The sequence below is a fragment of the Pseudomonas sp. A-1 genome (assembly GCF_004801855.1).
Taxonomy (GTDB): domain Bacteria; phylum Pseudomonadota; class Gammaproteobacteria; order Pseudomonadales; family Pseudomonadaceae; genus Geopseudomonas.
Genome location: NZ_SSTC01000106.1, coordinates 1 through 10,518, shown reverse-complemented (window position 1 = coordinate 10,518; position 10,518 = coordinate 1). Strand labels below are relative to the sequence as shown.

Here is a 10,518-nt window from a genome sequence, read left to right as displayed (position 1 = left end):
CGGCGGCGCGGCGCCTGGCGGCGGACAGCGTGCCGCGCCTGCCGCCGCGGCCGCGCAACGCCCACAAGGGCCAGTTCGGCCACGTCCTGCTGGTCGGTGGCGACCTCGGCTATGGCGGCGCGGCGCTGCTCGCCGCCGAGAGCTGCCTGCGCGGTGGTGCCGGGCTGGTCAGCCTGGCCACCCGCGCCGAGCACGTGCCGGCCATGCTGGTCCGACGCCCGGAAGTGATGGCCCGCGCCGTGCAGTCGTCCTTCGAACTGCACGCGCTGCTGGCCCAGGCCGACGTGCTGGTGCTCGGTCCCGGCTGCGGCCAGGGCCCCTGGGCGCGCACCCTGCTGGCCGGCCTCGGCGCGCAGGGCAAGCCGCAGGTATGGGACGCCGACGCGCTCAACCTGCTGGCCGCCGGGCTGCTGGCGCCGCCGGCCGGCGACTGGCTGGTCACTCCGCATCCGGGCGAGGCGGCGCGCCTGCTCGGCTGCAGTAGCGCCCAGGTGCAGGCCGATCGCCCGGCGGCGGCGCTGGAGCTGGCGCGCCGGCTGAATGCGGTGGTGGTCCTGAAGGGACTCGGCAGCCTGGTGGCGACTCCGGGCGGGGAACTGCACCTGTGCGACCGAGGTCATCCGGCGATGGCCGGGGCCGGCCTCGGCGACGTGCTCGCCGGCCTGCTCGGCGCCCTGCTGGCGCAGGGCCTGGAAGTGGGCGCCGCGGCGCGGCTGGGCGTCTGGCTGCATGCCTGCGCCGGCGAGCGCCTGGGCCGCGGCGGACGCGGCCTGGCGGCCGCCGACCTGATCGAGACCATCCGTGAACTGCTGGAGGAGCACAGTCCGTGCCTGAAGTGACGCTGTACGCCGCTGACGAGGCGGCCATGCTGGCCCTGGGAGCGCGCCTGGCCGAGGTGACCGGCGGGCGCGGAGTGATCTGCCTGCATGGCGACCTGGGCATGGGCAAGACCACCCTGTCGCGCGGTATCCTGCGCGGCCTGGGCCATGCAGGGCCGGTGAAGAGCCCGACCTTCACCCTGGTCGAGCCCTACGAGCTGGGCGAGCGGCTGGTCTACCATTTCGACCTGTATCGCCTGGCAGATCCCGAGGAGCTGGAATTCTTCGGCATCCGCGACTATTTCCAAGGCGACGCGCTGTGCCTGATCGAGTGGCCCGAGCGCGGCGCCGGCATTCTGCCGAAGGCGGACCTGGACATCAGCATCGACGTGCATGGCGAGGGGCGGGCGTTGCGCCTGCTGCCCCACGGCGCGCGGGGCGAGTCCTGGTGCGCCGCCCTGACGACTGTGGGAGTCCAATGAACATGGGATGGGCCCTTCGCCCCCGGGCGCTGCTTGCCGTACTGGGCACCCTGCTGGCCATGCTGGCCGCCGAGGTGGTGCATGCGGCCAGCGAGATTCGTGGCGTACGCCTGTGGCGTGCGCCGGACAACACCCGCCTGGTGTTCGACCTCAGCGGGCCGGTGCAGCACAAGGTGTTCTCCCTGAGCGCGCCGGAGCGCATCGTCATCGACGTCGAGGGGGCCCAGCTGAGGACCCGTCTCGAGCAGCTGGCCACGGCCAACACGCCGATCACCGGCCTGCGCGCCGCCGAGCAGGCCCCCGGCAAGCTGCGCATCGTCATCGACACCGCCGCGATGGTGGAGGCGAAGAGCTTCAGCCTGGCGCCCAACCAGCAGTACGGCCATCGCCTGGTGGTCGACCTGTTCGATCAGGGCGAGGCGCCGCCGGCTGTTGCGCCCAAGGCGCCCGCGGCAGTGCCCGCGGTGGCCCAGGGGAGCGCTGCGCCGCCAGCGGCCGACAACCCGCCGCCGGTCGCGCCCGAAGCGCCGAAGACCGTGGTTCGCGAGGCGGCGGCCCGCCCGGCGCCGCTGCCCAGCGGCAAGCGCAACATCGTCATCGCCATCGACGCCGGCCACGGCGGCGAGGATCCGGGCGCCATCGGCCCGCGCGGCCTGCGCGAGAAGGTCGTGGTGCTGGAGATCGCCCGCGAACTGCAGCGCCTGATCAACCAGGAGAAAGGCTTCCGCGCCGAACTGGTGCGTACCGGCGACTACTTCATCCCGCTGCGCAAGCGCACCGAGATCGCCCGCAAGAAGGGCGCCGACCTGTTCGTCTCCATCCACGCCGACGCCGCACCGCGCGCGGCGGCCTTCGGCGCCTCGGTGTTCGCCCTCTCCGAAGGCGGCGCCACCTCGGAGACCGCGCGCTGGCTGGCCGACAGCGAGAACCGCTCGGATCTGGTCGGCGGCGTCGGCAGCGTCAGCCTCGACGACAAGGACCGCATGCTCGCCGGGGTGCTGCTCGACCTGTCGATGACCGCCACCCTGTCCTCCAGCCTGGACGTCGGCCACAAGGTGCTGGCGAACATGGGGCGCATCACCCCGCTGCACAAGCGCCGGGTCGAGCAGGCCGGCTTCATGGTGCTGAAGTCGCCGGACATCCCGTCGATCCTGGTGGAAACCGGGTTCATCTCCAACCCCGGCGAATCGCAGAAGCTGGCCACCAAGAGCCACCAGCAGGCGCTGGCGCGCTCGATCCAGAGCGGTGTGCGGCAGTTCTTCCACGAGAACCCGCCGCCTGGCACCTACATCGCCTGGCTGCGCGACCAGGGCAAGATCAAGGTGGGCGAGCGTGCCCACCGGGTGGCCCCGGGCGAGAGCCTGGCACTGATCGCCCAGCGCTACCAGGTCAGCCAGGCCGCGCTGCGCAGCGCCAACCGCCTGGCCAGCGACAACCTCAAGGCCGGCCAGATGCTGACCATCCCTGCGCCGACCCTGGCGGCCCAGCCATGAGCGCACCGGCGCGCATCCAGCTGCTCACCCCGCGGCTGGCCAACCAGATCGCCGCCGGCGAGGTGGTCGAGCGGCCGGCCTCGGTGGCCAAGGAGCTGCTGGAGAACAGCCTGGACGCCGGCGCCACGCGCATCGACGTCGAGGTGGAGCAGGGCGGCATCAAGCTGCTGCGCGTGCGCGACGACGGCGCCGGCATCGAGCCGGACGACCTGCCGCTGGCCCTGGCCCGTCATGCCACCAGCAAGATCCGCGAGCTGGAGGATCTCGAGCGGGTGCTCAGCCTCGGCTTTCGCGGCGAGGCGCTGGCCTCGATCAGCTCGGTGGCGCGCCTGACCCTGACCTCGCGCCGGCGCGGCGCCCCGCAGGCCTGGCAGGTCGAGGTCGAGGGCAGCGACATGGCGCCGCGGGTGCAGCCGGCGGCGCATCCCGACGGCACCAGCGTCGAGGTGCGCGACCTGTTCTTCAACACCCCGGCGCGGCGCAAGTTCCTGCGCGCCGAGAAGACCGAGTTCGACCACCTGCAGGAGGTGATCAAGCGCCTGGCGCTGACCCACTTCGAGGTCGGCTTCCACCTGCGCCACAACGGCAAGGGCGTGCTCGGCCTGCATCCGGCGAAGGACGAAGTCAGCCGCGCGCGGCGGGTGGCCAGCGTCTGCGGCCCGGCCTTCCTCGAGCAGGCGCTGCCGCTCGACCTCGAGCGCAACGGCCTGCGTCTGTGGGGCTGGGTCGGCCTGCCGACCTTCTCGCGCAGCCAGGCCGACCTGCAGTACTTCTACGTCAACGGCCGCATGGTGCGCGACAAGCTGGTCGCCCACGCGGTGCGCCAGGCCTACCGCGACGTGCTGTACAACGGCCGCCACCCGGCCTTCGTGCTGTTCCTCGAGATCGACCCCGCGGTGGTCGACGTCAACGTGCACCCGACCAAGCACGAGGTGCGCTTCCGCGACAGCCGGATGGTCCACGACTTCCTCTACGGCACCCTGCACCGCGCGCTGGCCGACGTGCGCCCGGAGAGCCAGCTGGCTCCCGCCACTGCGCCGCGCGGCGAGCCGCAGGTCACTGGCCTGGCCGCCGGCGAGTTCGCCGGGCAGAACGAGATGGTGCTGGCCGAGCATGTGCCGGCTGCCACGCCGGCGGAGCCGGCCTGGCAGGCGCCGCTCGGCGGGCAGAGCCGTCCGGGCGGTGGAGGCGCCTATCGGCCGGTGCAGGCGCCGGCGGCCCAGCCGCAGGCCGAGCTGCAGGGCGCCTACCGCGAGTTCTTCGCTCCGCTGGCCGGGCCGGCGGCGCTGCCCGAGGGGCAGGGCGACGTGCCGCCGCTGGGCTACGCGCTGGCCCAGCTCAAGGGCATCTACATCCTCGCCGAGAACGCCCACGGCCTGGTGCTGGTGGACATGCACGCGGCCCACGAGCGCATCACCTACGAGCGGCTGAAGAGCGCCATGGCCAGCGAGGGCCTGCGCGGCCAGCCGCTGCTGGTGCCCGAGTCCGTCGCCCTCAGCCAGCGCGAGGCCGACTGCGCCGAGGAGCACGCCGCCTGGTTCGCCCGCCTCGGTTTCGAGCTGCAGCGCCTGGGGCCGGAAACCCTGGCGATCCGCCAGATTCCCGCGCTGCTCAAGCAGGCGCAGGCCAGCCAGCTGGTGCGCGACGTGCTCAGCGACCTGCTCGAATACGGCTCCAGCGACCGCATCCAGGCCCATCTCAACGAGCTGCTGGCGACCATGGCCTGCCATGGCGCGGTGCGTGCCAACCGCCGCCTGACCCTGCCCGAGATGAACGCCCTGCTGCGCGACATGGAGAGCACCGAGCGCAGCGGCCAGTGCAACCACGGCCGGCCGACCTGGACCCAGCTGGGCATGGACGAGCTGGACAAGCTGTTCCTGCGCGGACGCTGAGCGCCCTGCCTTCCCTCATCCCTACACCGAGTTCGCCGATGTCCGCGCTGCCCCCCGCCATCTTCCTCATGGGTCCGACCGCCTCGGGCAAGACCGACCTGGCCATCGAGCTGGCGCGGGTGCTGCCCTGCGAGATCGTCAGCGTCGACTCGGCGCTGGTCTACCGCGGCATGGACATCGGCACCGCCAAGCCGCCGCGCGAGCTGCTCGCCGAGTTCCCGCACCGGCTGATCGACATCCGCGACCCGGCCGAGAGCTACTCGGCCGCCGAGTTCCGCAGCGATGCGCTGGCAGCCATGGCCGAGATCACCGCCGCCGGGCGCATCCCGCTGCTGGTCGGCGGCACCATGCTGTACTTCAAGGCGCTGCTCGAGGGCCTGGCCGACATGCCTTCGGCCGATCCGCAGGTCCGCGCCCAGCTGGAGGCGCAGGCCGCCGCCGAGGGGCTCGCCGCGCTGCATGCCGAGCTGGCGCGGGTCGACCCGGAGTCGGCGGCGCGCATCCATCCCAACGACCCGCAACGCCTGGTCCGTGCCCTGGAGGTGTACCGGGTCAGCGGCCTGAACATGAGCGAGCATCGCCGCCGCCAGCAGGTGTTGCAAAATCTGCACGGCGGCGCGCCGCACGCACAGGCTTTCCCTTATACTGTCGCCCACCTGGCCATCGCCCCGGCGCAGCGCGCGCTGCTGCACGAGCGCATCGCCCGGCGTTTTCACCTGATGCTGGAACAGGGCTTCGTGGCCGAGGTCGAAGTGCTGCATGCGCGCGGCGACCTGCACCCGGGGCTGCCGTCGATCCGCTCGGTGGGCTACCGGCAGGTATGGGAATATCTCGAGGGCCGTCTGACCCGGGAGGAGATGGCCGAACGCGGCATCATCGCCACCCGCCAGCTGGCCAAGCGACAGTTCACCTGGCTGCGCAGTTGGTCGTCGCTGCACTGGCTCGACAGCCTGGCCGCAGACAATCTCGCGCGTACCTTGAAATACCTGCAGACTGTCGCCATTAATGGCTGAGTTTCGGCCCGCAGCCGGCTATCCTGTGGGGAAAGCGCCGTCGCAAGCCATGACTTCGTCGAATTCGACCTGATTAATACAATTACTTATCCCCTGAAGGAGTGTGGAAAATGTCAAAAGGGCATTCGCTACAAGACCCTTACCTGAATACCCTGCGTAAGGAACGCGTTCCGGTTTCCATCTATCTGGTCAACGGCATCAAGCTGCAGGGCCAGATCGAGTCGTTCGACCAGTTCGTCATCCTGCTGAAGAACACCGTCAGCCAGATGGTCTACAAGCACGCGATCTCCACCGTGGTTCCCAGCCGTCCGGTCCGTCTGCCCAGCAGCGAGTCGGGTGAGCCGGGCAACGCCGAATAAGCGGAGCCGCCGGTCTTGTTCTTTGAGCGCCACGAGGGTGGCGAGCGGGCCATCCTGATTCATCTGGACGGCCAGGCGCCCGAGGCGCGTGAAGATCCCGACGAGTTTCTCGAACTGGCCCGTTCGGCGGGTGCCGAGGTCGCTGGCTTCATCAGCGTACCCCGGCACCAGCCCACGGCACGCTTCCTGATCGGCAGCGGCAAGGTCGACGAGATCCGCGAGCAGGTCAGGGCCGAGCAGGCCGAACTGGTCATCTTCAACCACACCCTGACTCCCAGTCAGGAGCGCAACCTCGAGCGCGAGTTCGAATGCCGGGTACTCGACCGTACCGGCCTGATTCTCGACATCTTCGCCCAGCGTGCGCGCACCCATGAAGGCAAGCTGCAGGTCGAACTGGCCCAGCTCGAGCACATGAGCACGCGCCTGGTGCGCGGCTGGACCCACCTCGAGCGGCAGAAGGGCGGCATCGGCCTGCGCGGCCCGGGCGAGACCCAGCTGGAAACCGACCGTCGCCTGCTGCGCGTGCGCATCCGCCAGATCAAGCAGCGCCTGGAGAAGGTGCGCAGCCAGCGCGAGCTGGCGCGCCGCGGGCGCAAGCGCGCCGAGGTGCCGGTGGTCTCGCTGGTCGGCTACACCAACGCCGGCAAGTCGACGCTGTTCAATGCGCTGACCGAGGCCGACGTCTACGCCGCCAACCAGCTGTTCGCCACCCTCGATCCCACCCTGCGCCGCCTCGAGTTCGCCGACGTCGGTCCGGTGATCCTCGCCGATACCGTGGGCTTCATCCGCCACCTGCCGCACAAGCTGGTCGAGGCGTTCCGCGCCACCCTTGAGGAGTCGAGCAACGCCGACCTGCTGCTGCACGTGATCGACGCCCACGAGCCCGAGCGCCAGCTGCAGATCGAGCAGGTCTACTCGGTGCTCAAGGAGATCGGTGCCGACCAGCTGCCGACCCTCGAGGTGTACAACAAGCTCGACCTGCTGCCCGACGTAGCGCCGCAGATCCAGCGCGACGACAGCGGCAAGCCGGTGCGTGTCTGGCTGTCGGCCCGCGAGGGGCAGGGCCTGGACCTGCTGCGCCAGGCGATCACCGAACTGCTCGGCGATGACCTGTTCGTCGGCATCCTGCGCCTGCCGCAGCAGCTCGGCCGCCTGCGTGCCCAGCTGTTCGCGCTCGGTGCGGTGCAGGACGAGCAGCATGACGAGGAAGGTGCCATCCTGTTGAAGGTACGCCTGCCGCGGGTCGAGCTGAACAAGCTGGTCAGTCGCGAGGGCTGGAAGTCCGACGACTTTCTCGCGCAACACACTTTGCAATAAAGCCCGGGCGCCCGGCTTTGCCGCCGCTCGGAGGCTTTCGGTAGCATGGACGGATGTGCCCTGTGGGCACGTCTACGCGTTATCAGTGGGGAGAACGCTATGGCCTGGAATGAGCCGGGTGGCAACTCGAACGACAACGATCCCTGGGGCGGCCGCCGTGGCGGCGGTCGGCAGGGGCCACCGGATCTGGACGAAGCCTTGCGCAAGCTGCAGGACAACCTGAACAGCCTGTTCGGTGGTCGCAAGCGCAGCGGCGACAGCGGCGCGGGCGGCGGTCTCGGCCTCGTGGCCATCGGCTTCGGCGTGCTCGCCGCGCTCTGGCTGTACAGCGCCGTCTACGTGGTGGACGAACAGGAGCAGGCGGTGATCCTGCGCTTCGGCAAGTACTACGAGACCGTCGGGCCGGGTCTGAACCTCTATCTGCCGCCGATCGACCGCAAGTTCCAGGAAAACGTCACCCGCGAGCGTGCCTACAGCAAGCAGGGCCAGATGCTCACCGAGGACGAGAACATCATCGAGGTGCCGCTGACCGTGCAGTACCGGGTCAGCAACCTGCAGGAGTTCGTGCTCAACGTCGACCAGCCGGAAGTCAGCCTGCAGCACGCCACCGACAGCGCCCTGCGCCACGTGGTCGGCTCGACCTCGATGGACCAGGTGCTGACCGAGGGCCGCGAGCAGATGGCCGCCGACGTCAAGGAGCGCCTGCAGCGTTTCCTCGACACCTACAAGACCGGCATCACCGTCACCCAGGTCAACATCCAGAGCGCCGCCGCCCCGCGCGAGGTGCAGGAAGCCTTCGACGACGTGATCCGGGCCCGTGAGGACGAGCAGCGCGAGAAGAACCAGGCCGAGGCCTACGCCAACGGGGTGATCCCCGAGGCGCGCGGCCAGGCCCAGCGCATCGTCGAGGACGCCAACGGCTATCGCGAGGAAGTGGTCTCCCGCGCCCAGGGCGAGGCCGACCGCTTCAGCAAGCTGCTGGTCGAATACCGCAAGGCCCCGGAGGTGACCCGCCAGCGCCTGTACCTGGAGACCATGCAGGAGTTGCTGGGCAATACCAGCAAGGTGCTGATGAGCAGCGAGCAGGGGCAGAACAGCCTGCTCTATCTGCCGCTGGACAAGATGATGGAAGGCCGCGCGCCGCTGTCGACGCCGGTGATGCCGAGCATCCAGTCCGGTGCGGTGGAGGCGCCACGGGTGGGTTCGGATGCGCAGCGTGACCTGCGTTCGAGGGAGAGCCGCTGATGAGCAACAAGTCGCTGATCGCCCTGATCGCCGCCGCCGTGCTGGCGCTGGTGGGCTGGAACTGCTTCTACATCGTCCTGCAGACCGAGAAGGCGGTGCTGCTGCAGTTCGGTCGCATCGTCCAGGCCGACGTGCCGCCGGGCCTGCATGTGAAGATTCCCTACGTCAACCAGGTGCGTAAGTTCGATGCCCGCCTGCTGACTCTGGACTCGCCGACCCAGCGCTTCCTCACCCTGGAGAAGAAGGCGGTGATGGTGGACGCCTACGCCAAGTGGCGGGTGGCCGATGCCGAGCGCTTCTACACCGCCACCTCGGGCATGAAGCAGATCGCCGACGAGCGCCTGTCGCGCCGACTGGAGTCCGGTCTGCGTGACCAGTTCGGCAAGCGCTCCCTGCATGAGGTGGTGTCCGGCGAGCGCGATGCGCTGATGGCCGACATTACCCAGCTGCTCGACCGCATGGCGCGCCGCGAGCTGGGCATCGAGGTGCTCGACGTGCGGGTCAAGGCCATCGATCTGCCCAAGGAAGTCAACCGCAGCGTGTTCGAGCGGATGAGCACCGAGCGCGAGCGCGAGGCCCGCGAGCACCGCGCCAAGGGTCGCGAGCTGGCCGAGGGCATTCGCGCCGACGCCGACCGCCAGCGCCGCGTGCTGCTGGCCGAGGCCTACCGCGAGGCGGAGGAGCTGCGCGGCCAGGGCGATGCCCAGGCGGCGGCGATCTATGCCAAGGCCTACAGCCAGGACCCGGAGTTCTACGCCTTCCATCGCAGCCTGCAGGCCTACCGCGAGAGCTTCGCCGGCAAGCGCGACGTGATGGTGCTGGATCCCAAGGGCGACTTCTTCCGCTATCTGGAGCAGGTCAAGCCCTGACCGGTCCGCCCGGCGGCTGCCCGTGCAGCCGCCGGCGTGATCGCGGGGAAAACGTGTTATCATGAGTCAGCCGGGATTTCCCGGCTTTTTTGCGTCTGCGGGAACCATGTGGCAAGAACTCGGCATCGCTTTCTGTCTGCTGCTGGTGCTGGAGGGCATCCTGCCCTTCCTCTGTCCGCGGCGCTGGCGCGAGGCTGTCATCAGTCTGGCCGGGCTGGAGGATCGCCAGCTGCGGCTGATCGGACTGGGCAGCATGCTGCTGGGAACGGCGCTGCTCTACTGGCTCCGTTGAACACCACGCCCGGCCGAAAGGGGAGAGGCAATATGGCAACGCTGGACCGCTGGCTGCTGCCGGACGGAATCGAGGAAGTGCTGCCGGCAGAAGCGGCACGCATAGAGACGGCTCGCCGTCAGGTGCTGGACCTGTTCCGCAACTGGGGCTACGAGCTGGTCATCACTCCGCACATCGAGTACCTGGAGTCGCTGCTCACCGGCGCCGGCCAGGATCTCGACCTGCGCACCTTCAAGGTCACCGACCCGCTGTCCGGACGGCAGATGGGCTTCCGTGCCGACATCACCCCGCAGGTGGCGCGCCTCGATGCGCACACCCATCGCCAGGAGGGCCCGAGCCGCCTGTGCTACGCCGGCAGCGTGCTGCATGCGCGGCCGCGGGCGCTGTCCACCTCGCGCAGCCCGATCCAGATCGGCGCCGAGCTGTACGGCGACGCCAGCACCGCCAGCGACCGCGAGGTCATCGGCCTGATGCTCGAGGTGCTCGAGCTGGCCGGTGTCGCCGACGTGCACATGGATCTCGGCCATGTCGGTATCTACCGCGGCCTGGCCCGCGCCGCCGGCCTGTCCGGCGAGGCCGAGCAGCAGCTGTTCGACGCCCTGCAGCGCAAGGCCATCGACGAGATCGCCGAGCTGACCGCCGGCCTGCCGACCGAGCAGGGCGCCATGCTGCGCGCCCTGGCCGAGCTGTGCGGCGGCCGCGAGGTGCTGGGCCAGGCGCGCGCGCAGCTGGCCGCGG

General features: G+C 70.0%; 11 protein-coding genes. All 11 read left to right on the top strand.

Going from position 1 to position 10,518, the window contains the following annotated elements; all coding sequences use genetic code 11:
* Positions 1-839, top strand: an 839-nt coding sequence (locus E5198_RS18445) for an NAD(P)H-hydrate dehydratase (RefSeq protein ID WP_136491414.1), incomplete at its 5' end; no start/stop codon positions are given.
* Entirely contained in the window at positions 827-1,300 is a 474-nt protein-coding gene (gene tsaE, locus E5198_RS18440; protein ID WP_136491413.1) for a tRNA (adenosine(37)-N6)-threonylcarbamoyltransferase complex ATPase subunit type 1 TsaE, read from the top strand. The genes E5198_RS18445 and tsaE, both read left to right, overlap by 13 nt.
* A 2-nt stretch (positions 1,301-1,302) precedes the next feature.
* On the top strand, positions 1,303-2,793 hold the full coding sequence (locus tag E5198_RS18435; protein ID WP_136491412.1) for an N-acetylmuramoyl-L-alanine amidase: 1,491 nt from the start codon (positions 1,303-1,305) through the stop codon (positions 2,791-2,793).
* Positions 2,790-4,685 (top strand): DNA mismatch repair endonuclease MutL, encoded by a 1,896-nt coding sequence (mutL, locus tag E5198_RS18430; RefSeq protein WP_136491411.1) that lies wholly within the window; start codon positions 2,790-2,792, stop codon positions 4,683-4,685. The genes E5198_RS18435 and mutL overlap by 4 nt, the downstream gene beginning before the upstream one ends.
* A gap of 38 nt (positions 4,686-4,723) precedes the next feature.
* Positions 4,724-5,698 carry a tRNA (adenosine(37)-N6)-dimethylallyltransferase MiaA gene (miaA, locus tag E5198_RS18425; protein ID WP_136491410.1) on the top strand — a complete coding sequence of 325 codons (975 nt, stop codon included), beginning with the start codon at positions 4,724-4,726 and terminating at the stop codon, positions 5,696-5,698.
* 110 nt (positions 5,699-5,808) lie between these two features.
* A complete protein-coding gene (gene hfq / locus E5198_RS18420) occupies positions 5,809-6,057 on the top strand; it encodes an RNA chaperone Hfq (protein ID WP_136491409.1) in 249 nt (82 codons plus the stop codon).
* A 15-nt stretch (positions 6,058-6,072) separates the two neighbouring features.
* Entirely contained in the window at positions 6,073-7,374 is a 1,302-nt protein-coding gene (gene hflX, locus E5198_RS18415) for a ribosome rescue GTPase HflX (RefSeq protein WP_136491408.1), read from the top strand.
* Positions 7,375-7,473: 99 nt separating this feature from the next.
* Entirely contained in the window at positions 7,474-8,619 is a 1,146-nt protein-coding gene (gene hflK, locus E5198_RS18410) for an FtsH protease activity modulator HflK (RefSeq protein ID WP_136491407.1), read from the top strand.
* Positions 8,619-9,488, top strand: coding sequence for a protease modulator HflC (gene hflC, locus E5198_RS18405; RefSeq protein ID WP_136491406.1), 870 nt, complete (start codon positions 8,619-8,621; stop codon positions 9,486-9,488). The genes hflK and hflC overlap by 1 nt, the downstream gene beginning before the upstream one ends.
* A 106-nt stretch (positions 9,489-9,594) precedes the next feature.
* On the top strand, positions 9,595-9,780 hold the full coding sequence (locus E5198_RS18400) for a DUF2065 domain-containing protein (protein ID WP_136491415.1): 186 nt from the start codon (positions 9,595-9,597) through the stop codon (positions 9,778-9,780).
* 32 nt (positions 9,781-9,812) lie between these two features.
* Positions 9,813-10,518: ATP phosphoribosyltransferase regulatory subunit (locus E5198_RS18395; RefSeq protein WP_136491405.1), on the top strand; the 706-nt coding region annotated here is incomplete at its 3' end.